23 protein-coding genes, 1 other RNA gene and 1 other annotated feature are annotated in these 24937 nt (G+C 51.5%); of the genes, 11 read left to right on the plus strand and 13 right to left on the minus strand.

What is annotated here, in order from left to right; translation table 11 throughout:
• Positions 1-62: 62 nt before the first annotated feature.
• The 5 genes from recR to DAQ1742_RS14190 all read right to left on the minus strand — a co-directional run bounded on the left by recR (position 63) and on the right by DAQ1742_RS14190 (position 4269).
• Positions 63-668, minus strand: coding sequence for a recombination mediator RecR (gene recR, locus DAQ1742_RS14170; RefSeq protein WP_035340577.1), 606 nt, complete (start codon positions 666-668; stop codon positions 63-65).
• The gene (locus tag DAQ1742_RS14175; protein WP_035340576.1) at positions 668-997 is read right to left on the minus strand and encodes a YbaB/EbfC family nucleoid-associated protein; all 330 of its coding nucleotides are present in this window, start codon (positions 995-997) and stop codon (positions 668-670) included. The genes recR and DAQ1742_RS14175 overlap by 1 nt, the downstream gene beginning before the upstream one ends.
• Positions 998-1039: 42 nt before the next feature.
• Positions 1040-3094: a DNA polymerase III subunit gamma/tau gene (dnaX, locus tag DAQ1742_RS14180; RefSeq protein ID WP_035340575.1), complete on the minus strand. Its 2055-nt coding sequence runs from the start codon at positions 3092-3094 to the stop codon at positions 1040-1042.
• Positions 1649-1712: a sequence feature (DnaX frameshifting element), on the minus strand. It overlaps the preceding gene by 64 nt.
• A 74-nt stretch (positions 3095-3168) precedes the next feature.
• Positions 3169-3717, minus strand: coding sequence for an adenine phosphoribosyltransferase (gene apt / locus DAQ1742_RS14185; protein ID WP_035340574.1), 549 nt, complete (start codon positions 3715-3717; stop codon positions 3169-3171).
• A gap of 171 nt (positions 3718-3888) precedes the next feature.
• Entirely contained in the window at positions 3889-4269 is a 381-nt protein-coding gene (locus DAQ1742_RS14190) for a DUF454 family protein (RefSeq protein WP_035340573.1), read from the minus strand.
• A 122-nt stretch (positions 4270-4391) separates the two neighbouring features.
• Here DAQ1742_RS14190 and miaE point away from each other — a divergent pair, with 122 nt between their 5' ends.
• The 3 genes from miaE to DAQ1742_RS14205 all read left to right on the plus strand — a co-directional run bounded on the left by miaE (position 4392) and on the right by DAQ1742_RS14205 (position 6120).
• Positions 4392-5168, plus strand: a complete 777-nt coding sequence (gene miaE / locus DAQ1742_RS14195) for a tRNA isopentenyl-2-thiomethyl-A-37 hydroxylase MiaE (RefSeq protein WP_035340571.1) — start codon at positions 4392-4394, stop codon at positions 5166-5168.
• A 43-nt stretch (positions 5169-5211) separates the two neighbouring features.
• Positions 5212-5745 (plus strand): primosomal replication protein PriC, encoded by a 534-nt coding sequence (priC, locus tag DAQ1742_RS14200; RefSeq protein WP_035340569.1) that lies wholly within the window; start codon positions 5212-5214, stop codon positions 5743-5745.
• A 177-nt stretch (positions 5746-5922) separates the two neighbouring features.
• On the plus strand, positions 5923-6120 hold the full coding sequence (locus tag DAQ1742_RS14205; protein ID WP_035340567.1) for a YbaM family protein: 198 nt from the start codon (positions 5923-5925) through the stop codon (positions 6118-6120).
• Between the two features lie 23 nt (positions 6121-6143).
• On the opposite strand, the gene mscK is transcribed toward DAQ1742_RS14205, so the two are convergent.
• Together mscK and acrR are read right to left on the minus strand one after the other, a co-directional pair.
• Positions 6144-9527, minus strand: coding sequence for a mechanosensitive channel MscK (gene mscK / locus DAQ1742_RS14210; RefSeq protein WP_067486641.1), 3384 nt, complete (start codon positions 9525-9527; stop codon positions 6144-6146).
• 81 nt (positions 9528-9608) lie between these two features.
• Positions 9609-10259, minus strand: coding sequence for a multidrug efflux transporter transcriptional repressor AcrR (gene acrR, locus DAQ1742_RS14215; RefSeq protein ID WP_035340564.1), 651 nt, complete (start codon positions 10257-10259; stop codon positions 9609-9611).
• Between the two features lie 142 nt (positions 10260-10401).
• On the opposite strand from acrR, the gene DAQ1742_RS14220 reads away from it, so the two are divergent.
• The 6 genes from DAQ1742_RS14220 (at position 10402) to DAQ1742_RS14245 (ending at position 16440) form a co-directional block, all read left to right on the plus strand.
• Positions 10402-11592 (plus strand): efflux RND transporter periplasmic adaptor subunit, encoded by a 1191-nt coding sequence (locus tag DAQ1742_RS14220; RefSeq protein WP_035340562.1) that lies wholly within the window; start codon positions 10402-10404, stop codon positions 11590-11592.
• Positions 11593-11608: 16 nt separating this feature from the next.
• Complete coding sequence (locus DAQ1742_RS14225) at positions 11609-14761, plus strand: efflux RND transporter permease subunit (RefSeq protein ID WP_035340560.1); 3153 nt, start codon at positions 11609-11611, stop codon at positions 14759-14761.
• Between the two features lie 160 nt (positions 14762-14921).
• Positions 14922-15173, plus strand: a complete 252-nt coding sequence (locus tag DAQ1742_RS14230) for a type B 50S ribosomal protein L31 (protein ID WP_035340558.1) — start codon at positions 14922-14924, stop codon at positions 15171-15173.
• Between the two features lie 15 nt (positions 15174-15188).
• Positions 15189-15332 carry a type B 50S ribosomal protein L36 gene (ykgO, locus tag DAQ1742_RS14235; protein WP_071604062.1) on the plus strand — a complete coding sequence of 48 codons (144 nt, stop codon included), beginning with the start codon at positions 15189-15191 and terminating at the stop codon, positions 15330-15332.
• Positions 15333-15815: 483 nt separating this feature from the next.
• Positions 15816-16184 carry an Hha toxicity modulator TomB gene (gene tomB, locus DAQ1742_RS14240; protein ID WP_035340556.1) on the plus strand — a complete coding sequence of 123 codons (369 nt, stop codon included), beginning with the start codon at positions 15816-15818 and terminating at the stop codon, positions 16182-16184.
• 52 nt (positions 16185-16236) lie between these two features.
• The gene (locus DAQ1742_RS14245) at positions 16237-16440 is read left to right on the plus strand and encodes an HHA domain-containing protein (protein ID WP_009114000.1); all 204 of its coding nucleotides are present in this window, start codon (positions 16237-16239) and stop codon (positions 16438-16440) included.
• Positions 16441-16766: 326 nt separating this feature from the next.
• Here DAQ1742_RS14245 and ffs read toward each other — a convergent pair.
• Positions 16767-16863: signal recognition particle sRNA small type (ffs, locus tag DAQ1742_RS14250), an RNA gene on the minus strand.
• Positions 16864-17092: 229 nt separating this feature from the next.
• On the opposite strand from ffs, the gene DAQ1742_RS14255 reads away from it, so the two are divergent.
• Entirely contained in the window at positions 17093-17434 is a 342-nt protein-coding gene (locus DAQ1742_RS14255; RefSeq protein ID WP_232046502.1) for an MGMT family protein, read from the plus strand.
• A gap of 57 nt (positions 17435-17491) precedes the next feature.
• Here DAQ1742_RS14255 and DAQ1742_RS14260 read toward each other — a convergent pair whose 3' ends face one another.
• Entirely contained in the window at positions 17492-18052 is a 561-nt protein-coding gene (locus DAQ1742_RS14260) for a YbaY family lipoprotein (protein WP_035340554.1), read from the minus strand.
• Positions 18053-18297: 245 nt separating this feature from the next.
• On the opposite strand from DAQ1742_RS14260, the gene tesB reads away from it, so the two are divergent.
• A complete protein-coding gene (tesB, locus tag DAQ1742_RS14265; protein WP_035340553.1) occupies positions 18298-19161 on the plus strand; it encodes an acyl-CoA thioesterase II in 864 nt (287 codons plus the stop codon).
• A 156-nt stretch (positions 19162-19317) separates the two neighbouring features.
• On the opposite strand, the gene amtB is transcribed toward tesB, so the two are convergent.
• From amtB to DAQ1742_RS14285, 4 genes are all read right to left on the minus strand, one after another.
• On the minus strand, positions 19318-20610 hold the full coding sequence (gene amtB, locus DAQ1742_RS14270) for an ammonium transporter AmtB (RefSeq protein ID WP_035340550.1): 1293 nt from the start codon (positions 20608-20610) through the stop codon (positions 19318-19320).
• Between the two features lie 43 nt (positions 20611-20653).
• On the minus strand, positions 20654-20992 hold the full coding sequence (glnK, locus tag DAQ1742_RS14275) for a P-II family nitrogen regulator (RefSeq protein ID WP_002208627.1): 339 nt from the start codon (positions 20990-20992) through the stop codon (positions 20654-20656).
• Between the two features lie 293 nt (positions 20993-21285).
• Positions 21286-23079: a SmdB family multidrug efflux ABC transporter permease/ATP-binding protein gene (locus DAQ1742_RS14280; protein ID WP_035340548.1), complete on the minus strand. Its 1794-nt coding sequence runs from the start codon at positions 23077-23079 to the stop codon at positions 21286-21288.
• A 7-nt stretch (positions 23080-23086) separates the two neighbouring features.
• Positions 23087-24853, minus strand: coding sequence for a SmdA family multidrug ABC transporter permease/ATP-binding protein (locus DAQ1742_RS14285; protein WP_180706159.1), 1767 nt, complete (start codon positions 24851-24853; stop codon positions 23087-23089).
• Between the last annotated feature and the right edge of the window lie 84 nt (positions 24854-24937).

Consider the following 24937-nt stretch of genomic DNA (forward strand, 5'->3'; position numbering starts at 1 on the left):
AGGGAGGATAAAACGCCGGTCTATACGCCGTCAGGCCGCCTGAAACGGCGGCCAGGGCAGCATCAGAATTTGATAGGGTGACGCCCGGCCAGCGAATGGGACAGCGTCGTGCCATCAACCATTTCAAGCTCACCACCTACCGGCACACCGTGCGCGATACGACTGGCCATCACGCCCTGCTCGGCGCACAGCTCGGCGATGTAATTGGCCGTCGCATCGCCTTCCACCGTGGGGTTCGTCGCCAGAATCACCTCACTGAGCGTTTCCGTTGCCAGACGCTCTTCCAGCCGATCAAGCCCGATGTCAGCGGGGCCGATGCCATCCAGCGGCGACAGATGCCCCATCAGCACAAAATAGCGCCCGGCAAACTGCCCGGTTTGCTCAATGGCATGAATATCCGCCGGGCTTTCCACCACACAAATCTGACCATTTTGCTGACGGCGGGGGTTGGCGCAAATCGTGCACACCTCCTGCTCGGTAAATGTCCGGCAGTCAGCACAATGGCCAATTTCCGACATGGCACGGGTGAGCGCCTGCGCCAGACGCATTCCGCCGCTGCGATCGCGTTGCAACAGGTGAAACGCCATGCGCTGCGCTGATTTAGGCCCAACGCCTGGCAAACAGCGTAGCGCCTCCATCAGCGTCTCAAGAAGCGGGCTGGTCTGCATCAGAACGGCATCTTAAAGCCGGGTGGCAGCGGAATACCGCTGGAAACCGAAGCCATTTTTTCCTGCTGCACATCCGCAATGCGGCGCGCGGCATCATTGAACGCGGCGGCTATCAGGTCTTCGAGCATCTCTTTATCATCGTCCATCAGGCTTGGGTCAATCTCCACCCGGCGACAATTGTGCGCACCGTTAATCGTCACTTTAACCAACCCGGCACCTGATTCACCGGTCACTTCCAGACTGGCAATCTCTTCCTGCATTTTCTGCATTTTTTCCTGCATCTGCTGCGCTTGCTTCATCAGGTTGCCAATACCGCCTTTACCAAACATAGTGCTCTCTCTTATCCTTCAGGCTGCCTGCGGGCAGCGGGGTTAAACAGGGCGGATACTGTCTTCGTCCAGTTCCGCATCAAAAAAACGCCGTAACGTTTGAATATTATTATCTGCCATGATCGACTGACGTGCCTGCATCAGTTTCTCTTCGTATATGGCCTGTCGCCACTCAAGCGGCGTGCGCGCTACCGGTGAATCATCTTCAATGACCGTCAGACTAACAGCGCGCCCGCTATACGCACTTAGCGCTTCGCTCAGGGTTTTCTGCGCCGCAGGTGTGTTCAAATGACGCTGCGATGAACGCAAATGCAAATGCACCTCAGCCTCCTGCGGCTCGGTTTTGAATGCATTCAGCGCCAGTTGCTGTACCAGCTTCGGCAAGGGCAATTGCTCGATTTGAGCCGCCCAGGCATCACGCTCAATCGACTCTCGTGCCAGTTGTGCTGCCAGCTCGGGCGTTTTTTCATGCTCCAGCGCCGAACGCAGCGCTTTAGGCGTTGTCACCACGACCGTTTCGCTCGAGGTGTCTGGATTTTGTGCCCGCCAGCGGTAAGCCTCTTTTTTCCGCTCCTCTTGCTGCACCACGGCTTTGGCGGCCATCTGCTGCTGACCGCGTTCTGTCACTGACGCCAGACGCTCCAGTGCCGAGCTACCCGGCCGCGTTTTAGCCGACGCTGCCGGTTCACCCTTTTTTGCCGGGCTGCTCCCTTGCCGCTTGAGCAACTGACTGCGCGCCTGCAACAGCTGCGCGGTCGTATCCGGCAACGTTACGGGTGTATCCGGCAACGGTGCTGATGCTTGCGGTGCTACAGCTTCAGGCACAAGGGGGTCAGAGGGCGGCAGTGGCGGTACGTCTGCGGCCGCAATAAAAGAAGGCGGCGGCGCGGCTACCGGCATTGACGACGACAGTGGACTGGATGGCGGCTGTTGAGCGGGCTGCACGTCAAACGCCGAACGCGCTGCGGGAGCAGCGATAACCGGCTCCGGTGCCACGTCGGCAATCACCTGTGTGGGGTGAAACGCCAGTGCACGCAGCAGCGTCATCTCCACCCCCATACGGCGGTCTGGCGCATAAGGCAGCTCTTTACGCCCGACCAACAGCGTTTGGTAGTAAAGCTGTACTTCCGCAGGCGGAATATGTCGCGCCAGCTCACGCAACCGCGGTGCTATCTGCTGGTATTCATCACTCAGGGCGGAAGGCAACAGTTGCAACATGGCAATACGGTGCAACAGCGCCAGCGTCTCCACCAGCAGAGCTTCCCAGTCAACACCCCGAGAAGCGGCCTGCTCCAGGCGCGCCATTACGCTGGCTCCGTCAGCACTGACCAGTGCCTCAAGCAGGGCCAGCGGTTGCTCGTCATCCAGCGTGCCCAGCATCTGGCTGACGGTTACCGCCGTGACCTGCCCCTGTCCCATCGCAATGGCCTGATCGGTCAGGCTCAACGCATCGCGCAGGCTGCCGTCGGCTGCACGGGCGAGTAATTGCAACGCCCGCGGTTCAAATGCCAGTTGCTCTTGTTCCAGCACATGGTGCAGGTGTTGGCGGATTTGCTCGGCATCCAATGCTTTTAGATGAAATTGCAAACAACGCGAAAGGATAGTAACGGGTAGCTTTTGCGGGTCAGTGGTCGCCAGCAAGAATTTTACGTGCGACGGTGGCTCTTCCAGCGTTTTTAACAGTGCATTAAAGCTGTGCCGCGAGAGCATGTGCACTTCATCGATCAGGTACACCTTAAAGCGCCCGCGGGCAGGGGCATACTGCACGTTATCGAGCAGGTCACGCGTATCTTCGACTTTGGTGCGAGAGGCGGCATCTATCTCAATCAGGTCAACAAAGCGCCCCTGTTCGATTTCGCGGCAGATATCGCACTGACCGCAAGGGGTAGCCGTCACGCCGGTTTCACAATTGAGCCCTTTGGCCAGTAAACGCGCAATCGTGGTTTTGCCCACGCCGCGGGTGCCGGAAAACAGATAGGCATGATGGATTCGGCCTAATGAAAGACCATTAGCCAATGCAGTCAGAACATGTTCCTGACCCACTACGTCGGCAAAGGTTTGGGGACGCCACTTACGGGCAAGGACCTGATAGCTCATCAATACCGCAACAGTCGAGTTATTGAGGAGGTGATGCTAACACAGTCTCGCCGCCATCGGCGAGACTGCTGTCATCAATGGCCGGGGAAATCCACCAGGCTGTAGCAAGAAACGCCCATGCTTTCCAGACGTTGTTGCCCACCGAGGTCGAACAGATTGATGATAAATGCGGCATCAGAAACCTGACCGCCAAGGCGACGAATCAGCTTTACTGTGGCTTCAATCGTGCCACCGGTCGCCAGCAGATCATCCACCACCAGCACGTTATCACCGGCGTTGATAGAATCGGTGTGAATTTCCAGCGTGTCACTGCCATATTCCAGCTCATAACTCTCACTGAGCGTTGCGCGCGGCAGTTTGCCCGGTTTGCGCACCGGAACAAACCCAACACCTAACGCCAGCGCCACTGGCGCACCAAACAGGAAGCCACGAGCCTCCGTCCCAACGACTTTGGTCACGCCCGCATCGCGGTAACGCTCAACCAACATGGCAATGCTCGCCGCATAGGCGGTCGGGTCTTCCAGCAGGCTGGTCACATCACGAAACAGTATGCCCGGCTTAGGGTAATCCGGGATGCTTTTAATACTGTTTTTAATCAAATCTGGCTGCTGAGTTGCGGTCATAATTTTATGCCTGATAACACTTTAATCTTCACTGGGCGCACCCACGCTTTTTGCCCGTACAGGCAGACGACTCACCGCCCGCACGTTGATAATAAGCCCGGCTGGCAGCCCGCGCACGAAAACGCTCAAATCTAGTCAAACTGACTGGCAAATGCAACTTTCTCACGCCGTTCAGCGTGTTTTTTGTTGCGCCGGATCAATAACCGGCAGACGCAGCATAAACGTCAGTAACACCGCCAATAACACCAGTAACCCGGCACGTACCCAATTGTTTTCAACCAGCCCGATAGAAACAGCAAACGTGGCGACAATGACCAGCACCGCCCGGCCTTTAACGCCAGGAGGCAGTGCACGGTACTGTTGCCAGTGAATCAGATAACGGCCAAACCAGGAACGGTACAACAGCCAGTGATGAAACCGGGGTGAGGAACGGGCAAAGCACCAGGCCGCCAGCAGTAAAAATGGGGTGGTCGGCAGGAGTGGCAATACGACACCCAGCGTAGCCAGTACAACGGCCAGCCAGCCAAGCGTTATCAGCACGATACGATACATACTCCCTCCTGTGGATTAGTCTTGCGCGGTGTTGCACCTATCAGGCCACGATAGGTGCCCGATCGCAATCTGCCCGAATCGTTGTATCATACCTTCACGTTAACTCAATTCATCCGTTTTACATGTTTGACAACGCCATTCTCGACCCGATTCACGCCTTTTTACCGGTTACCACGCCCGATGCATGGCTTGCCGAGGCGCGCAAACCAGAAAACCTGCCAACACTGCTGTGCGATCATCTGCTGTGTGAGCTCAAAGCCGCACAGAGTGCGCTGTTTTTAATGCGGCGATACGCCGTTGATGAAAGCAGTCGCCATGTATTACAGGATTGGATAGCGCCCTATGAAGACTTTGCCTATAGAAAGAAAGGGGATCTCCACACACTCAAGGCAGGCAGCCATATCACCCGGCAGATTCAGGCGCGCACAGCCTGTCATTACAGCCAGGAGATGATCGACAAAATGGTGCTGCTCATCCGTGAAGAATTGCACCATTTCTACCAGGTTCTGGAAGTGATGACACAAAAAGGCATTGCCTATCAGAGCGTGCCTGCCAGCCGTTACGCCCGCGAGCTGACCCGGCACATCACTTCCTATGAACCGGATGCATTAGTCGATAAGCTTATCATCGGAGCTTTTATTGAGGCGCGATCCTGCGAGCGTTTTGCCAAGCTGGCTCCCTATCTGGACGAGAGCCTCAGCAAATTTTACACCTCGTTGTTACGCTCCGAAGCGCGTCACTATCAGGACTACCTGACACTGGCACAACACATTGCCGGGTACGACATTCAGCCAAGAATCGCGTTTTTCGCCGCCGCCGAGGCTGAATTAATTACCCGTGCGGACAACGACTTCAAATTTCACAGTGGCAACCCGACCAGGGCTGCTCTCTCAAGCTAGTCACGCAGCCTTTGGCGGCGCAACTCCACATGAAGGGCTGAGAATGGACACACATGCGCTGCTTAAGGCATTAGCACAACAAATTGATACGCTGGCACACAGCGTAACGCCGATTGCGGGCCAGCAAGCCCCCCGCTCCCGTTTTGACCGCCAGCTATTTAGCAGCTATGGCACGCGACTGGGCGACTACCTCGACGAAATCCGCCACAACTACCAGCACCTGCAACAATATGTGCAGGAGCAGCGTCAGGAAAGGGTTGCCTTCATGGCGGAAAAATTACTGGCGCAAATGACGGCACTACAGCGGGAAGTGGCCACCCAGCCGTTGCGAAAGCAGGAGCCGACGACCCCGGAACCACAGGATCTCTACCAGAAGCTGGCAGAATATCAGGGCTATGAGCGGCGTTTACTGGCGATGGTGCAAGACAGAGAAAGCCTGTTGTCTGCCGAGAGCACGCTTACCGGGCAACAGCGTCTGCAACGGGAGCTGGCCGCGCTGGAAGGGCGGCTGACGCGCTGTCGCCAGGCGCTGGCGCGACTGGAGCGGCATATTGAACGCCGCGAGCGCGGGCTGTAACCCCGCGCCAGCGAACACAGACGCGATTTTGGCAAGTTACGATATACTCTTTTAATACTGATGATAAAAACCATGACATCATCATGGTCATGGTAGCAATAACATCCCTTCACTCTGGGTGAGCACGGTTTCTGGTCGCCAGCCATCATTTTGTATGTTGAAACAAGAGGAAGCACCATGTCGCTGGAGCACGAAACACCGGCCGTCAAACTGGCCGTTGATCTGATTATGCTGCTTGAAGACAACCACATTGAGCCACTGGTGGTACTGGCTGCGCTGGATATTGTCCAACGGGATTTTCAGCGAAAAGCGGCGCGACTCTCAGCGGCTGCGGTGGCCCCCCCCACAGCACCGCCATCGCCCGGCAACACCTAATCGTACCGGGCGACAGACTGGTTTTAAATCAACGGCTTTTCAGTCATTGCTGTATGGGTGCGGGAAACCTCTTTAATTTCATTCCCCTGAGCATTATGTAAATACACGTCCAGTTGGTTGAAAGCGATATCAATCCCATTCTCGCGACAGAGCGTGTCAATAGTGCGATTAAGCTCATCGACGGTATAGCTGCGATCGCGCAGTTCACGCACATATAAACGCAGTTCATGCTCCAGCGCACTCTGGCCAAAGGTGAGGAAAAACACCTGCGGCTCAGGGTCAGTCATCACGCGTGGGTTATCTCGTGCAGCTTGCAGCAATATGGCTTTCACCTTGTCCAAATCAGAGCCATACGCGACACCGATACGAATCAACACGCGCGTAATCGTGTCTGATAATGACCAGTTAATCAGTCGTTCGGTAACAAATGCCTTATTAGGAATAATCACTTCTTTGCGATCAAAATCAGTAATGGTCGTCGCACGAATACGAATTTTACTTACCGACCCCGAAAACGAGCCGATGGTAATCGTGTCACCGATCCGAACCGGGCGCTCAAACAAAATGATCAAGCCTGAGACAAAGTTGGCAAAAATCTCCTGCAAACCAAACCCCAGCCCCACGGACAATGCCGCCACCAGCCATTGTAATTTATCCCACGACACGCCCAGGGAACTGAGCGATGCCACCGCACCCACCGCCATAATTAGATAGGTGAGGATAGTGGTAATCGCATACGAGGTGCCCTGGCGCAGTTGCAGGCGTGACAGAACCAATACTTCCAGTAGCCCCGGTAAGTTACGGGTCATCACATACGCAACGGCACCAATCACCAACGCCACCAGCACATTGCCCAGTGTGACTGGTTGCATAACCGAGCCACTGGCAGCAACCGTGCTGTAATGCCACAGCGTGATGCTATCCAGATAGGAGAAAACCGTGACCAGATCGGACCAAATCCAGTAAAACGCCCCGGAAAAAGCCAGAAACAGCACCATCGTGGTCAAACGTAATGATTGCTGGCTAATCTGCTCCAGCGCCAGTGGCGCTTCTGGCACAGGCTCACTCCCTTCTGCCCCTTCCTTAACTAAATTCTGCCGCCGTGCCAGCGCCCGGCGGTACGCCAGACGGCGCGCCGCCACGCTTAGCCCGCGAATGGTGGCAAAATAGACAATATTCCAGACAATCAGCAGATACAGGCTATCCATCCAGCGGCTGGCCAACCGCAGTGTGGTGTAGAAGAAGCCATTGAGCATCAGACCTATCAAGAATAGCGGCATAGCCGCCTGCATTGTCACCACAATCAACTGCACGGTATGGCGCTCTTTTTCACGCCAACAATCCCGACACACCGGGAACACCAGAATGGTCAACAGCAACAGGTTGCCCACAATAATAATCTGGCCCATCGCATCATCCACCAGCGACAACGGCGCTTTCTGCCCGATAACCGACCAGAACAGCAGTGGCAGTAACGCCAGACCAAGGCGAAAGACCTGACGGCGATAGTGGGCGCAACGGGAAGCCGGGATGTTAAAATGGCGCTCACTCACACCAGCCGGTTTTAAACTAAACCAGGCGGTGGCAAACACCAGCCATAGCAAGGCGAGATTTTCACTCAACAGCCAGGCAAAACTGCCTGATGGCGTATTGGTTAATCTGAGCCACCACCCCAGCGACAAAATCACCAATACGCCCGGTAACGTGCGCAAAATCAGCAACAAAATCGCCTGCGGCGTGTGCAACTGGCTGTCTCGTTTAAGCAGCCCGACATCTTCCGCCAGTTTCTGCTGATAAGCCTCGATACTCTTACGCCGCCACAGCAACACCCCCACCAGCAATAGCGCTGGTACCATGACCAGCAACGATGCAAGTAACCCCTGGAGCAACTGCGCGCCCTTCCATGCAGGGTGCAGAGCAGTGAACTGCAGCTTAAGTGCAGAAGGCAAGTCCTTCAGCCAGTTCCAGTCCATCGGTTTATTACTGCTGACCCAGAAAATTTGCTGCGTCAGCGTGCGTTGCAGCGACGCATTCACACTCATTAACTGCTGGCGGCTAATCTGTAAGTTAATAGCCAGCATCAGTTGATTGCCAAGCTGTTTATTGAGTTGGTCCAGCAACTCCCGACGCATGTCCAGGATCTGCTCAAGGGCATCATTGACTTCGGCATCCAGCACGGTATTGGTATTGTGGGCAATCAGTTGCTGAATATATTCATCGCCGCGAAATAACACATCTCGCTGCTGGTTGATATCAAATTGCTCTAAGCGCAAATCGGCAATCTGGGCACCAATGTTGCCCATCGCATCTGCCGACGGTAAATTCTGCTGCTGTTGATAAAGAATGCGTGATAGCAACAGGCTCCCTTTCAGCACGGTAATTTGCTCTTTCAGATTACGTTCTGACTGCGTGGCCCGGTCCAGCCAGTTTTTTACCTGAATACTCTCCTGCACCAACGTATTACCGGCTTGTGTTGCTTTAATAAGGCGCTGACTGAGCTGGCGATTCGTTTCCATCTCCGTCTTAACCAGAGGATTTTCCTGAATGCGCTGTAATTCGTCTGAATTCTGCGCCTCCTTGGCCGTTTTTTCCGACAAGGTCAGCCGTTTGTTATTGATAACCCCTTGCAGCGTTTGCACCATGCGCTCCAGTTGGCCTATCTGTGCCGCGGTATAATCACGTTGTTTTTGCAACAGATCCTGCATCGTGGTGTTCACTTCCAGGCTTTTACGCTGCTGTTCCATCTGCAATACAACCAGTGCCTGCTCCGTTTGCAACAAAATTTGTTGGCTGGCACGTAGTGGCTCCTGAGCAGGATCAAGGCCACTTAATTGAGTACGCAACTGCTGGCTACGCTGCGAGGCGGCATACAATGCACTTTGCACTCGCTCGGGCTGCGTCTGAAGTGAAATCAACTGGCTATTATAGGTAGACAAATTCTCCTGGGCGGCCTGTAAGTCATCCAGCGTTTCATTCAGGCGCGCTTCCAGTTGTTTTAATGGCAAGGATTCCAGCGCAGGCGGTGTGACCGGTGCGGCTGCACTGAGTGCCGTCAGATCTTCACTGACCTGTTTAAGTTTGGCCGGTGCCTGTGCCGCCTGCTGTTTAAGCTGTGCCGTTTCCTGCCTGACGCGTTCAATGCTATCCAGCACATCCAGTGTTTGGGTTAAATCCTGCTGAGTCAGCTTGTCTGCCGAGGTGAGGCTTTTTTGCTTATTCAGCGTATCGAGCCGCCCCTGGATTTCTGTGCGTGTCGGCACATCATTCGCCGCCGCCCAGACAGCAAATGATGGCACCAGCCCACCCAGCAGCAGCCATAGCAACAGCAGCAGACTATTTTGAATACGGGAACAAAAGAGGCGGAAAAAAACATGCAGGTCAAAGGGAACAGCGAAACGGCAACTCATGATGTATCATCAGTTTTAGAAGGATGCCGCAGTTTACCATGCCAGACATAAGACAAGGTATGCCCGGCTGTAAACGACAGTTTATTCTCCGCTCTGGTTTATGGTGCGCATTGCCGGACTGCTGCGCAGCATGTCAATCACCCCCTCTACCAGGTAGGGAGCCTCTTTTTCTAAATCAAAGCTCTCTGGCAAAAACAACCAATTTTCCATAATGCCGGACAGATAGGCACGCAACACGACGGCCGCCCGACGTGGGTTCACATCCTGCGGCAACATCCCCTGGTGAATACATTTCATCAGCGAGACTTCAATTTTGGAATAACAGTCCAGATAGAGTTCTCTGCGCCCATTAAATGTTGGCAACATTTCACCGACGAATTCACATTTATGGAAAATAATTTCCATCATCGATCGCCACTCTACGTCCGACTTGGTGAGCCTCAGCATATAAATAAGCAATGCCCTGAGAACATGAAGTGGATCATCGGGAAATTTTGCCTGATACTCAATCTCGAAATCAGCAATCTTGGATTCTGAACGCGCCCATATCTCATCAAACAGTTCAGCTTTGTTTTTGAAGTGCCAGTAAATAGCACCGCGTGTCACACCTGCGGCTGTGGCAATATCAGACAATGAAGTTGAAGACACACCATGCTCGGAAAACAGGCGTAATGCCGCATCCATAATCTGAAGTTTGGTTTCCTGAGCCTGTTGTTTGGTTTTTCGTGCCATAGTGCTGACTTTCAAAGATAGCGAGATTTACATACATTCACGGATGTATGTAACATAGCACGAACCTGAAATGATCGCAGCAATCGCTTTAAAAGCGTGTGATCCATTGGTCAATTAAAAATCGGACACTTGGGGTTTATCTATGAATAAAAACAGAAGGCTTACGCCTCTGGCGGCAATGCTGATGCTTTCTGGCAGCCTGATACTCACGGGATGTGATAACAAGGCATCCCAACAAGGTGGCCACCCAGGCGGTGCGCCGGAAGTGGGTATTGTCACGATAAAATCACAATCACTGAACATTACTACTGAACTTCCTGGCCGTACCAGTGCCTACCGTATTGCTGAAGTCCGTCCTCAGGTGAGTGGAATTATCCTGAAACGGAATTTTGTCGAAGGCAGTGACGTTAAAGTCGGCACATCACTGTATCAAATCGATCCTGCTACCTATCAGGCTCAATATAACAATGCCAAAGCAGCACTGGCGCAGGCGAATGCCAATGCAGAAATCGCGCAATTAACGGTTAACCGCTATAAACCGCTGGTCGGCACGAACTATGTCAGCAAGCAGGATTATGACCAGGCTTTGGCAACAGCACGCCAGACACAGGCAGCCGTTGAAGCAGCCAAAGCCAGCCTGGACAGTGCACAGATCAACCTGAACTACACCCGTGTGACCGCCCCCATTAGTGGCCGCGTCGGGAAATCCACGGTAACGGAAGGCGCGTTGGTTTCCAGCGCACAAACCACAGCGTTGACGACCATCCAACAGCTCGACCCGATTTACGTCGATGTGACGCAATCCACCAATGACTTCCTGCGTCTGAAAAAAGAACTGGAGAATGGCTCGCTGAAACAAACCGAAGGTAAAGCCAGCGTACAGTTAACGCTGGATAACGGCATTCGCTATAGCCAAAACGGTACGCTGGAGTTTTCTGATGTGACCGTGGATGAAACCACTGGTTCTATCACTTTGCGCGCCGTGTTCCCTAATCCGGATCACACCCTGCTGCCAGGAATGTTTGTGCGTGCTCAAATGGATTCCGGTGTAAACCCGGATGCCATTTTAGTTCCGCAGCAAGGCGTTAGCCGCACACCACGCGGTGATGCCGCTGTTATGGTGGTCGGCGATGGCGACAAAGTCGAAGTACGTCCTGTTGTGACCGGCCAGGCAATTGGTGACAAATGGCTGATAACATCCGGCGTCAAATCGGGTGATCGCATCATCGTCACCGGGCTGCAAAAAATCAGACCGGGTATGCAGGTGAAAACGCAGGAAGTGACTGCCGGTAATGCGCAGCAGCAGGCGCAGCCTCAACCCGCCAAGTCTTAACAGGAGCCGGTAATCCATGGCCAAGTTTTTCATAGATCGCCCGATTTTTGCCTGGGTCATCGCCATTATGGTGATGCTCACCGGGCTGCTGGCAATACTTAAATTGCCAATTGCCCAGTACCCGACGATTGCCCCGCCTGCTGTGCAGATTACGGCAAACTATCCGGGTGCTGATGCAAAAACCCTGCAAGATACTGTGACGCAAGTTATTGAACAGAACATGAACGGCCTCGACAAATTGCTGTACATGTCCTCGAACAGTGACTCATCAGGCACAGTGCAAATCACGCTGACATTTGATGCGGATGCCAACCCGGATATCGCGCAGGTTCAGGTACAAAACAAATTGCAGCTGGCCATGCCGCTGCTGCCGCAAGAAGTGCAACAGCAAGGGGTTAGCGTACAGAAATCAAGCAGTAGCTTCCTGATGGTGCTCGGTTTCATCAGCGATGATGACAACATGACTCAACAGGACATCGCTGACTTCGTAGGCTCCAGCCTCAAAGATCCTATCAGCCGTGTGCGTGGGGTCGGTGATACCCAGTTGTTCGGCTCTCAGTACGCCATGCGCGTCTGGCTGGATCCGGACAAACTGAACAATTACCAGTTGACAACCAGCGATGTCGTCTCGGCTATTCAGGTGCAAAACAACCAGATAGCCGCAGGCCAGTTGGGAGGAACACCACCAGTTCCGGGTCAAAAACTCAATGCTTCAATCATTGCGCAGACTCGCCTAAACTCACCAGAACAGTTTGGCAACATCCTGTTGAAGGTGAATCAGGATGGCTCTCAGGTTCGCCTGAAAAATGTCGCACGCATCGAATTAGGCGGAGAGAGTTACAGCGTTATCGCCCGTTATAATGGACGCCCGGCAGCCGGTCTCGGGATTAAACTTGCCACCGGTGCCAACGCCCTGGATACCGCCTCGGCGGTCAAGGCGGAAATCAACAAACTGCAATCCACCTTTCCGAGTGGAATGAAGGTGGTCTACCCTTATGACACCACTCCATTCGTGAAAATTTCTATTTACGAAGTGGTAAAAACGCTGCTCGAAGCTATCGTGCTGGTGTTTGTGGTGATGTACCTGTTCTTGCAGAATTTCCGCGCAACGCTTATTCCCACCATTGCCGTGCCGGTGGTCTTACTCGGGACATTCTCCATTCTTTCCACGTTTGGTTACTCCATTAACACCTTAACCATGTTTGCAATGGTGCTGGCCATCGGCCTGCTGGTGGATGATGCCATTGTGGTGGTGGAAAACGTTGAGCGTGTGATGGCCGAGGAAGGCTTATCCCCCAAAGAAGCAACACGCAAATCGATGGGGCAAATTCAGGGCGCGCTGGTTGGTATCGCACTGGTACTGTCAGCGGTATTCGTCCCGATGGCGTTCTCCGGCGGCTCTACTGGTGCCATTTACCGCCAGTTCTCCGTCACCATTGTCTCTGCCATGGTGCTGTCCGTTCTGGTTGCGTTAATCCTGACGCCAGCGCTTTGTGCCACTATTCTCAAACCGATGGCGCATCACAGTGGCGAGAGGAAAGGATTCTTCGGCTGGTTTAACCGCTTGTTTGAGAAAAGCGCCCATCACTACACAGACAGTGTTGCCAATATTCTGCGCAGCACCGGCCGATATCTGGTGGTGTACCTGATTATCGTTGTGGGATTAGGGTTTATGTTCAGCCGCGTGCCTAGTTCCTTCCTGCCGCAGGAAGATCAGGGCGTGCTGCTGACGATGGTGCAGCTACCTGTTGGTGGCACTCAGGAAAGTACCCAGAAGGTACTCGACCAAGTTAATGACTATTACCTGAAAAACGAGAAAGACAATGTCAAATCGGTCTTTACCGTCAACGGGTTTGGTTTCGCTGGCCGCGGTCAAAACATGGGGATTGCGTTTGCCAGCCTGAAAGACTGGGATGAGCGCCATGGTGCAGGTAACAAAGTTGAGGCGATTATCGGCCGGGCATTTGGGGCGTTTTCCCAAATAAAAGAGGCCATGGTTATTCCTTTCAACATCCCGGCGATTGTTGAACTTGGAACGGCCAGTGGTTTCGACTTCCAGTTGATTGACCAAAACAACCTGGGTCACGAAAAACTGATGGCGGCCCGTAATCAGTTACTGGGAATGATAGCTCAGCATCCCGACACGCTGGTGCGTGTTCGTCCAAACGGGATGGAAGATACGCCGCAATACCGTATTGATATCGACCAGGAAAAAGCGGAATCACTGGGTGTGTCTATTTCCACCATTAACGCCACGCTCTCTACGGCGCTGGGTGGTAGCTACATCAACGACTTTATTGATCGTGGTCGGGTGAAAAAAGTGTACGTTCAGGCTGAAGCACGGTTCCGTATGCTGCCTACCGATATCCAGAAATGGTATGTCCGCGGTACATCGGGTCAAATGGTGCCCTTCTCTGCTTTTGCCTCTGCCCGCTGGGAATATGGTTCACCACGTCTGGAACGCTATAACGGTTTACCTGCTGTAGAACTGGTGGGTGAAGCCGCGCCTGGCAAAAGTACCGGTGAAGCGATGGCGTTAATGGAACAGCTTGCGTCCCAATTGCCACCAGGCATCGGTTTTGACTGGACGGGCATGTCCTATCAGGAGCGGCTGTCAGGTAATCAGGCACCGGCATTGCTGATTATCTCAGGGATTGTCGTCTTCCTGTGCCTGGCAGCACTGTATGAGAGTTGGTCAATTCCCTTCTCCGTCATGCTGGTTGTTCCTCTTGGGGTATTTGGTGCCGTCATGGCAGCCGGTATCCGCGAGCTGGAAAATGACGTCTATTTCAAAGTGGGGTTGCTGACAACCATAGGTTTATCGGCAAAGAATGCCATTTTGATTGTTGAGTTTGCTAAAGACTTGATTGAAAAAGAAGGTAAAGGGCTGATTGAAGCGACTCTGGATGCCGTTCGCATGCGTTTGCGACCAATCCTGATGACCTCTCTGGCCTTTATTCTCGGTGTGGTGCCATTGGTTATCAGTACCGGAGCGGGCTCTGGCGCACAAAATGCCGTCGGTACCGGCGTAATGGGTGGGATGATCACCGCAACGGTGCTGGCTATCTACTTTGTACCGTTGTTCTTTGTGGTCGTCAGCCGTCGTTTCAGCAAGAAAAAAGACGCTGAAAAGTCACTGCATGATAAGACACCGGTCAGTCATCCGTAACGTCTACCCGTCATCTCTTCAGCCAAAGGCCGCTCTCGCGGCCTTTTTTTTGGCTACCGCACATCACACGCAGCAATACCCGTACAAGTCATAACGTTGCACATTAGGATAAAAAAGCGCATCATATGATATGTTATAACATATCAAAATGGAGATTATCATGAAAGCGGGTATCCATCCCAACTACCGCACAGTGCTGTTTCACGATACCAGTGCTAATGTGTTTTACAAAATTGGCTCAACCATCCAAACAGAGCGACATTACGAATACGAGGGGCAGACCTATCCCTATGTCACGATTGATGTCTCTTCTGCCTCACACCCTTATTACACCGGCAAGCAAAAAGAGTATGCCAAAGAAGGCAGTACAGCGCGCTTCCAGCAGCGCTTTGGCCGTTTCCTGAAATCCTAATACGAGTATCCAGCCATGCAGGTATTAAGCTCCCTTCGCAGTGCTAAAATGCGCCATAAAGACTGCTTCGTCGTGAAACGGCGTGGGCGCATCTATGTGATTTGTAAAACCAACCCCCGATTTAATGCAGTACAGGGAAGAAAAAAAAAGAAACGTTAATTATTATTTATTCCGTCATTATCAGAGGGGCATGTATCGCCCCTCCTTACCAAAAATACCTCTTTAAAAACAAAAAGATAAAAAAATATTTTTCACAAAAAAAGGGTTCTTTACAAAGAAAGACAGACTAGAAAAATTAATTAACACTGTGCTCCTTGCCATGATCAAAAAAAATTAAATATACTGTCCATATTGGCCGATAAATATATCGTGGCCACTCAAATTGATAAGTTCAATGGAACCCACCGTTATAAAATGGATAGACCACAGCGTATACATTGATTTTTTTGCTATAATAACACCAGAATGATTTTGACAGTGACGTCGATTCATTCTCTGGCATTCACTGTGTTCCCCCTATTCGTCTTAAGATTAAGGGAATCAAGGCATACTGAGGGGCATTCTATCTTCTTGCACTTCACCACCCCATCGTCAGGTGGGGGCCCTAAGTGACACTGAATCGTAGCTTACGGAGGGAGAGAAATGGATGAGTACACACCCCAACATTATGATATTGCCCAACTCAGATTCTTGTGTGAAAATCTGCACGATGAGAGTATCGCAACATTAGGCGATAGCAGCCACGGTTGGGTTAATGATCCAACATCAGCGGTCAATCTCCAGTTGAATGAGCTTATTGAGCATATTGCCGCATTTGTCGTTACCTATAAAATTAAATACCCTCACGAGAGTGGATTATGTGAACGGGTTGAAAAATATCTCGACGATACTTATATTCTTTTCAGTAACTACGGTATAAACGACACCGAGTTACAGAAATGGCAAAAATCCAAGTCCCAATTATTCAGAATGTTCTCAGAAAAGAACGTCTGTACAGTAGTAAAAACTTAAGCAATAACTTTAATTATACTTAATTTAAACCCAGGAAATTAGCAAGGTCACTATGAAAAAAATCGACTATTTAATGCGTTTGCGGAAATGCACAACTATCGATACTCTCGAACGCGTTATAGAGAAAAACAAATACGAGCTCTCTAATGACGAACTCGAAATGTTTTATTCTGCGGCAGATCATCGACTTGCCGAGCTAACGATGAATAAACTTTACGACAAAGTACCAACCGCGGTCTGGAAATACGTTCGTTAACCATAACACATCCGTTGCTCACATACCGGAAATGACACTGTGCCGATATTTATATCGGCCTTTGTTTTTCATGGGTGTAAAGATTAACTTTTCATCTGTAACAAAAGACTTCTCAAAAGCCATAAGTACTCAAAGCCATAAGTACTCGTTGGCGAACGGTTCTGGTATAAACGAGCAATAGACCTGTCTATCGAGCACGTACCGGCTGAGCACAGATAATAGATAACCTCTTTCCTGATAACACAACCTTTAAAAATACAAGACAGAAGAAATCGAAGAAAAGGCAGGAACACAAAACACAGGCAGAACAGATGAAAGGGTGGAGGCCCCGCTAGCTACATCCCGGCACACACGTCGCCTGCTGCGGCTGCTTCCTTCCGGACCTGACCGGGTCCACAGGTTAGTGTTGCGGGAGAACCAACGGGGCCTCCATTGACGGCTTCATCAAAGTAAAGCGCTGGCGCATTATCGGTGATGAACCGGGCAAATGCAAGTTAACGCCATTTAACCGCTGTTTTCTTACCCACCTTAGGCCTCTTTTATGTGTGCAAATGTATTACAGTGTCATCTGCATCAGGTACCTTCTCAGTGCGATACGTTCCTGGAAATTAAATTACCTTTATAATCAATCCATTATAAATCGGAAAAATATGTGCTCACGAAACCACCAATAACCGGGACGGATAACTTTCGCCAACGGGTTATCCATATTATTGCCGCGATCCCTTATGGCTGTGTCGTCACTTATGGTGATGTCGCACGCCTGGCGGGCTCTGTACGGGCATCTCGTCAGGTTGGCGGTATTATGAAAAACTTGCCACCCGGCAGCCTGTTACCCTGGCACAGAGTTATCAACCGTAAAGGAGAGATATCACTAACCGGTGCCGATCGTGAGCGACAAAAATCAGCGCTACTCGCCGAAGGCATTATTTTTACTGATGAGGGAAAAATCGATTTAGAGATATTTCGCTGGCGGTATGAATCGGCTCAATAACTTGCCGAGTAAACCCGATACCGCCAGTCTTAACATCACGCCACAGTGGCGTGCTTATTAGTAGGGTTGAAGCAACACACCAGACTCACCCGAACCATTAGACTGTGCAGGAGTCGGAGCCAGCATGCGCATTGGTTTTCCCGTAGCAGGGGCTCTTGATACCATCACCAGATTCACATCTGCGTTATTCACGCCGTTGTTGATAACCGGCAGCATATGTTCAGTGACCAGCGTAATACGATGGTTAATCACCACAACCGCACTGAGCAAAATCCGGGCATCAGGATTAATGTCCGCTGGATTATACGGGAGAATAAACTTAAACGGTGCCTGCACACCTTCTGTGCGTGAAACGCGCTGAGAGATGACTCTGGCTGGCGCATCTGAGGCGGACGCATCAGAGATGGTGACAGTCATTACCGCATCTGTGGGTAAAGTGATATTTTGACGGATATTCACACTCCCCGAGACTGCGGGCATGCCGTTTACCGGTTCACTGAGAGAAAGTGTGCGTGCAGGTGCCAAAGCTTGTGGTAAAAAACCGTACGTATTCAGGTTCGCACACCCGGAAAGGGCTATCGATACCGTGATACCGGCAAACATATGCCATAATCTCATAGGCTAAATCTCCTTAATTATATTATAGGGATAACCGCTGACCAGAAACCGTCATCCACTAAAGAAGTATGAACCAGTCAGTCTAATATTTATGGTGGAAAAATCCGATAGTGATTGATGTTATCTGCTCACTTTCCGGCATGAGTCAGTGCACTCACCTATTTATCATGATGCATTTACTCTTCGTTTTTACTGCATTCATGATTTATTTTTATGATAACCGCATGCTCAATTAAGGCAGAAATATGAGTCAGGCATTACAGAATCTTCTCGACTTGTTACATCTGGAAAAGCTGGAAGAGGGGTTATTTCGCGGTCAAAGCCAGGACCTGGGACTGCGACAGGTGTTTGGCGGGCAGGTTGTCGGCCAGGCATTATCTGCTGCAAAACAAACCGTTCCTGCTGAGCGTTTTGTGCACTCCTTCCACAGCTATTTTTTACTCCCAGGCGACAGCCAGAAACCGATTATTTACGATGTTGAAACGCTACGCGACGGCAACAGCTTTAGCGCCAGACGGGTTAGCGCTATCCAGAATGGCCGCTCTATTTTTTACATGACAGCGTCGTTTCAAACCCGGGAAAGCGGCTTTGAACATCAAAACACGATGCCGCAAGTTACCCCGCCTGAAGAATTACCGTCGGAGTTAGACATCGCTCGCAGCATAGCAGAACAGCTCCCTGCGGCCATGCGGCAAATTTTCACGCAAGAAAGGCCCATTGAAATTCGCCCGGTCGAATTTCATAACCCACTGCAAGGTAAAGTTGAACCTGCTGTAAGGCATGTCTGGTGCCGTGCTAATGGTGTAATGCCAGATGATGAGCGCACCCATCAGTATCTGCTGGGTTATACCTCCGACTGCCACTTCCTGCTGACCGCACTTCAGCCCCATGGCGTTGGTTTTCTTGAGCGCGGTATGCAGGTAGCTACACTCGATCACGCCATGTGGTTTCACCGCCCATTTCGGCTGGACGACTGGTTGCTGTACTCGGTTGAAAGCCCTTCAGCATCAGGGGCTCGAGGGTTTGTGCGCGGGCATTTTTATACCCGGGAGGGCGTACTGGTTGCCTCCAGCGTTCAGGAAGGGGTCATTCGCCGCCATAGCCAGTAACAACCGTGCAATTTAACACGTCATCAGCCATCGTCATCCACAGATAATGCCAATAATGACCCTGGGCAATTAACGAAAAAAACCACCTAAAAAGGTGGTTTTAGTCAGAAAATCCAGCATGCCATCCCCATTATCAGGATGCCAGATACATGGGCATTACTGGTTGTAAGCGTTTTCGCCGTGACTGTTGACATCCAGACCTTCGCGCTCCTGCTCTTCAGGAACACGCAGACCAACCGCGATATCTGCAATTTTGAAAGAGATGAACGCAGCCACACCGGACCATACCACAGCCACAATCACGCTAAACAACTGTACCCATACCTGATGCGCCATAGTCACACCCTGTGCGTAACCTGTACCGCCTAACGATGATGCGGTAAATACCCCGGTCAACAGGCAGCCAACGATACCGCACACACCGTGTACACCAAACACATCACAGGGGTCGTCAACGCGCAGCCATTTTTTCAGCACCGTCACGCCCCACAGGCCTGCAAAACCACCCGCGAAACCGATAATCATCGCACCACCAATACCCACCGTACCCGCAGCCGGGGTGATAGCAACCAGACCCGCGATACAGCCAGAACAAGCGCCCAGCAGAGAGGGTTTACCACGGCTAATCCACTCGCCGATGATCCAGGCTAAAATGGCCGCAGCGGTTGCCACAACGGTTGTCAGAAACGCAAGACCGGCAATATTGTTGGCCGCGGCTGCCGAACCGGCGTTAAAACCAAACCAGCCGACATACAGAATAGACGTACCAATAAACACCAGTGGCAGGTTATGCGGTTTAAATGCCTCTTTGCCAAACCCAACACGCTTGCCTAACAGCAGTGCACCAACCAAGCCTGCGACTGCCGCATTAATGTGCACAACCGTACCGCCAGCAAAATCCAGCGCACCATCAGCAGCCAGGTAACCACCACCCCAGACCATATGGGTCATCGGCAAATAAGACAGCGTGAACCACAGTGCAGAGAAAATCAGCACCGCTGAGAAACGGACACGCTCAGCCAAAGCCCCGATCACCAGACCTACCGTGATGCATGCAAAAGAAGCCTGATAAGCAACATGAATAAACTGATAGAACGTACCGCTAATGGCATTGATATCGATGCCATTGAGCATAAAGTTAGTCAAACCACCAAAGAATGGGCTGCCAGTGCTAAAGGCAACACTGTAGCCATAAATAACCCAAAGAATACAAACCAGCGCAAATGACACCATTATCTGAGTCAGCATCGACAACACGTTTTTACTGCGGATCAAACCACCATAAAACAGCGCCAGCCCCGGAATCGTCATGAACAGTACCAATGCGGTACAAATCATCATAAAGGCGTTATCGGCTTTATCCACGACGGGTGCGGGCGTATCGGCCAGCGCCCATGCCGGAAGCATGGCGGCAGCCCCTAAACCTAATGACAAGGAAAGTTTTTTCATTTTTTCATTCATCCCTATTTAATAAGGCTAAATCAGGTAGTTGTTATAATGCGGCTTCGTCAGTTTCACCGGTACGAATACGAATAACACGCTGCAATTCAGCAACAAAAATTTTGCCGTCACCAATTTTTCCGGTATAAGCCGCTTTACTGATGACATCAATCACTTCATCTAGCTGATCATCTGCAATAGCGATATCAATTTTGACTTTGGGCAAAAAGTTAACGCTGTACTCAGCGCCACGGTACAATTCCGCATGCCCTTTCTGACGTCCAAACCCTTTCACCTCTGTGACGGTGAGCCCCTGGATGCCCACAGAAGAGAGTGCCTCACGCACATCTTCCAGCTTGAACGGTTTGATTACTACAGTCACCAGTTTCATTCTCATCCCCCTAAGCATGTAAGTTCAGGCTTATGCCCGTCACCTCAAATATGTCCACGTATTACTTAAAGCAAATCATGTGCCACAAATGCCAGCACTAACCAAAAGCGATAAAACGCCCCTGATTAGGGAAAAATAAGAAAGTGGATAGTATGAAGTATGGACGAACAGCGTGAAAAACCGGTGCGCGAACGCACAAAAACAGTGCGACGCGCTTGATTTCGGTGCATCACAGTGCGTAGTCAATCACACTGTGCCAAATTATGGTGCGATATCCTGCCCCAGGATGATCGTCATGGTGCCAGTGCAGTCAGTGCCGGCTCACCCTCTTCCTGAGTTGAAGACAGTGCTCTGCTTGCCTGCTGCAATTGATACATCTGAGCATAACGCCCTGCTCTGGCAAGCAGTTGTTCATGGGTGCCGTGCTCCACGGTTTTGCCATGGTGCAATACCAGAATATTGTCTGCTTCCACAATGGTGGATAACCGATGTGCAATGACGACCAGCGTGGTATGGGAGCGGATTAACCTTAGCGCACGTTGAATAGCCTGTTCAGTCCCCGAATCAATATTGGCTGTCGCTTCATCGAGTATCAGAATTCTGGGCGGAGCAACCAATACGCGGGCGAGTGCCAATAGCTGCTTTTGGCCAACAGACAAGTTATTACCTTGCTCACCAATACGGCTCTCCATTCCCTCCGCCATTGATTGCACCAGAGGTGCTAGTTGTACTGCCTCCAATGCCTGCCAGACGCGCTCTTTACTGATCTCTCGCCCCAGCGTGACATTGGCATACATTGAGTCCGCCAAAACAACCGGGTCTTGCTGCACCATAGCCACATGCTGGCGCAGTACCTGATGAGAAAGCCCAGATAACGGTCTGGTATCCAGATGGATGTCTCCACTATCGGGCTGGTAATACCCCATCAACAGGCTGGCGAGCGTACTTTTCCCACTACCAGTATGGCCAACCAATGCAACAAACCCCCGGTCTGGCACATGCAGTTCGATATCATGCAATACCGGTTTCCCGGCCTGATAAGAAAACGTCACCCTATCGATATCAATACGACCACTGTGGAGCGGCTCGGTATCGTCGCCATACTGCTGGCGTGAGCCATCCATCAACTCGAAGATACGCTCACCCGCGACTACGGCCTGCTGTAGCATCGATTGTTGGGTGGTCAACTCAATAAGTGGTTCGTTTAATCGGCCAAGATAGTTAATGAAGGCGTACAACACACCAACCCCCACTGAACCTACGGTGCTAAAACCAAATTGCAGCAGCAAACCGCACATCACCATGGCAGAGAATAAACTCAATAATGGCCGTAACAGAAAACCATCCAGCCGCAATGTCTGTATACGTGCGTGATAGTGCGACCAACTGGCTTCGCTGAGTTTTTTACCGAAACGCTGTTGCTGGCGAAACTGCTGGATAACCCCCATACCGTTTATCGACTCGTTAAACCCATCATTGATATCTGCCAGAAAACTTCGCATCCGCCGGACAATCGGCGTGCTATAGCGCTGATACACCACCATCACAATGGCAACTGCTGGCAAAATCATCATTGCTATCAATGCCATACGCCAGTCAAGACTGAACATGGCCACCAGCATCGCAACGATCAATGCGGTACTACGCAACACGTTCCCCACGACCATGACATACAGATCACGCACCACTTCCGTATCATTTGTCACCCGGGAGATCAATTGCCCAACCGGTTGGGTATCGAACACCGCCAGCGGCTGGCGCAACGCGGCATCCATTACGTCAATACGCAATTGCTGTACCACGCCAACCGCTACGCGGTTAAACATCAATGCCTGCAAATAATGCAGCAAGGCCGCCAGCAGTTGCAGCAAAACGTACCCCACCGCGAGGCCCGTCGCCAACAGAAGAGGGAATTCGCCTTTGGCAATCAGATTATCAATGAAATAGCTGACCAAAACCGGCCCTGCCACTTCGGCTGCTGCCGCAATACAGAGCAACAAGACCCCCCCACCAACCGATGCCTTCCACGGCAGGCCATAAGCCAGCAACCGTTTCAACGTTGACCACAACGCTGGCGTCATTTTCATTTTTGCCTTACTCACGCTCAGGCCCCTCATTGGGCGCATCATCCAAAGCGGCTTCCAGTTGCTGATAGCGATACATATCCCGATACCATCCTGCCTGTTGTGATAACTCACCGTGGTTACCGCGTTGTGCTACCCGCCCATGCTGCAATACCAGAATGTCATTCGCCTCGACAAGCGCCGACAGGCGATGGGCACTGATTATCAACGTTCGCTTTTTCCCCCATTGCCGCAGGTTATTTAGAATCTGATGTTCAGTGCGCCCATCCACGGCGGAAAGGGCATCATCAAGCACCAGAATCTCTGCATCAAGCAATAACGCGCGGGCAATCGCAATACGCTGTTTCTGACCACCGGACAGCATTACACCGCGCTCTCCTACTTCCGTCAGGTAGCCTTTCGGCAAACGCAGAATATCGTCATGGACATTAGCCAGTCTGGCCGCGTGTTCTATCTCCTGCCGGGAGGCCTGTGGGCACCCCAGTGCAATATTGCCCGCCACGGTATCAGAGAACAGAAACGGTGTTTGCCCCACCACGGCAAAGCGGCCTCGCAGTTGGTCCAGACGAATATGCTGCAATGGTTGCTGGTGGTAGCTTATCTCTCCCTGTTCAACGTCAAACTGTCTTAGCAGCAAAGCCAGTAACGTGCTCTTGCCTGAGCCAGTCGGGCCACACAACCCCAGGGTTTGACCCGGTATCAGTGTGAAATGAACCTCATTAAGCACCGTCTGACTATGGCCGGGATAATGAAATACGGTGATATCGGCCGCCAGCATTCCAGGCCCTTCCGGTAAGGATTGGGTGCCATCTTCAACGACCCGTGGTTCGGCCAGTAACTGACTGATACGCCCATAAGCCGCACTGCCACGCTCAACAATGTTAAACATCCATGCCAATGCCAGCATCGGCCATATCATCAGGCCAAGGTACATGACAAAACTGGTCAGTGCGCCGAGAGTCAGTGAACCGTGGATAACCATCCAGCTTTCCCCAGCGACCGCCAGCAGGTTGGAAAATGCAACAGCAATATAGATAGTGGGGTCAAAACGGGCATCGACGCGCGCAACACGCATATTCTTCTGCCCGGCATCGGCGGCAACACGGGCAAAACTGTCTGATTGATAATCTTCCAGACCAAAGGATTTGATCATCCGAATGCTGGTCAGGCTCTCCTGAGCATGGTCATTAAGCGAAGAAAAAGCAGCCTGAGCATCCTTGAAACGCTGGTGTAGCTGGGTGCCATAATGCTTTATCACTATCGCCATCACTGGCATTGGCAATAACGCCAGTAATGTCAGTTGCCAGCTAAGTTGGGTACACATCACCACAAATACCGCACATCCCATCACCAGCGAGTCTACCAATGTCAGCACACCTTCTCCGGCAGCAAACACCACCCGATCCACATCATTGGTAGCGCGGGCAATTAAATCACCGGTTCGATGGCGAAGATAAAAAGCCGCATGTTGGTGACTCAATTGACGATAAAAGCGTTCTCTCAATTCAACCGCCAACTGATAGGCTGCACCAAATAGCCAAATACGCCAAAAATAGCGCAGCAGATAAATCAGCAATGCAATCAACAGGATGTTGCTTATTTTCCACAATAAAGTAGCGTTGCTCATCGTATGCTGTGTGACACCATCAACGATGACACCCACCAACGTTGGCGGCAGCAATTGCAGCACAGCAATCATCACCAATAACATCACCGCCCCGAGATAACGCTTCCATTCCCGGCGAAAATACCATCCCAGCAGAGCAAAAAGTCTCACGCGATTTTAGTCCAATAGTGACAAAGCGAATTGAGAGAAGATGAACCGAGCATTATACATAATGTGCATCACGAATAAATTTTA

Origin of the sequence: Dickeya aquatica, assembly GCF_900095885.1 — a bacterium.
GTDB classification, from domain to species: domain Bacteria; phylum Pseudomonadota; class Gammaproteobacteria; order Enterobacterales; family Enterobacteriaceae; genus Dickeya; species Dickeya aquatica.

Coding starts and splice junctions, on each gene's coding strand:
- recR (WP_035340577.1), bottom strand. CDS start 668: ATGCAGACCAGCCCGCTTCTTGAGACGCTGATGGAGGCGCTACGCTGT.
- DAQ1742_RS14175 (WP_035340576.1), bottom strand. CDS start 997: ATGTTTGGTAAAGGCGGTATTGGCAACCTGATGAAGCAAGCGCAGCAG.
- dnaX (WP_035340575.1), bottom strand. CDS start 3,094: ATGAGCTATCAGGTCCTTGCCCGTAAGTGGCGTCCCCAAACCTTTGCC.
- apt (WP_035340574.1), bottom strand. CDS start 3,717: ATGACCGCAACTCAGCAGCCAGATTTGATTAAAAACAGTATTAAAAGC.
- DAQ1742_RS14190 (WP_035340573.1), bottom strand. CDS start 4,269: ATGTATCGTATCGTGCTGATAACGCTTGGCTGGCTGGCCGTTGTACTG.
- miaE (WP_035340571.1), top strand. CDS start 4,392: ATGTTTGACAACGCCATTCTCGACCCGATTCACGCCTTTTTACCGGTT.
- priC (WP_035340569.1), top strand. CDS start 5,212: ATGGACACACATGCGCTGCTTAAGGCATTAGCACAACAAATTGATACG.
- DAQ1742_RS14205 (WP_035340567.1), top strand. CDS start 5,923: ATGTCGCTGGAGCACGAAACACCGGCCGTCAAACTGGCCGTTGATCTG.
- mscK (WP_067486641.1), bottom strand. CDS start 9,527: ATGAGTTGCCGTTTCGCTGTTCCCTTTGACCTGCATGTTTTTTTCCGC.
- acrR (WP_035340564.1), bottom strand. CDS start 10,259: ATGGCACGAAAAACCAAACAACAGGCTCAGGAAACCAAACTTCAGATT.
- DAQ1742_RS14220 (WP_035340562.1), top strand. CDS start 10,402: ATGAATAAAAACAGAAGGCTTACGCCTCTGGCGGCAATGCTGATGCTT.
- DAQ1742_RS14225 (WP_035340560.1), top strand. CDS start 11,609: ATGGCCAAGTTTTTCATAGATCGCCCGATTTTTGCCTGGGTCATCGCC.
- DAQ1742_RS14230 (WP_035340558.1), top strand. CDS start 14,922: ATGAAAGCGGGTATCCATCCCAACTACCGCACAGTGCTGTTTCACGAT.
- ykgO (WP_071604062.1), top strand. CDS start 15,189: ATGCAGGTATTAAGCTCCCTTCGCAGTGCTAAAATGCGCCATAAAGAC.
- tomB (WP_035340556.1), top strand. CDS start 15,816: ATGGATGAGTACACACCCCAACATTATGATATTGCCCAACTCAGATTC.
- DAQ1742_RS14245 (WP_009114000.1), top strand. CDS start 16,237: ATGAAAAAAATCGACTATTTAATGCGTTTGCGGAAATGCACAACTATC.
- DAQ1742_RS14260 (WP_035340554.1), bottom strand. CDS start 18,052: ATGAGATTATGGCATATGTTTGCCGGTATCACGGTATCGATAGCCCTT.
- tesB (WP_035340553.1), top strand. CDS start 18,298: ATGAGTCAGGCATTACAGAATCTTCTCGACTTGTTACATCTGGAAAAG.
- amtB (WP_035340550.1), bottom strand. CDS start 20,610: ATGAAAAAACTTTCCTTGTCATTAGGTTTAGGGGCTGCCGCCATGCTT.
- glnK (WP_002208627.1), bottom strand. CDS start 20,992: ATGAAACTGGTGACTGTAGTAATCAAACCGTTCAAGCTGGAAGATGTG.
- DAQ1742_RS14280 (WP_035340548.1), bottom strand. CDS start 23,079: ATGAAAATGACGCCAGCGTTGTGGTCAACGTTGAAACGGTTGCTGGCT.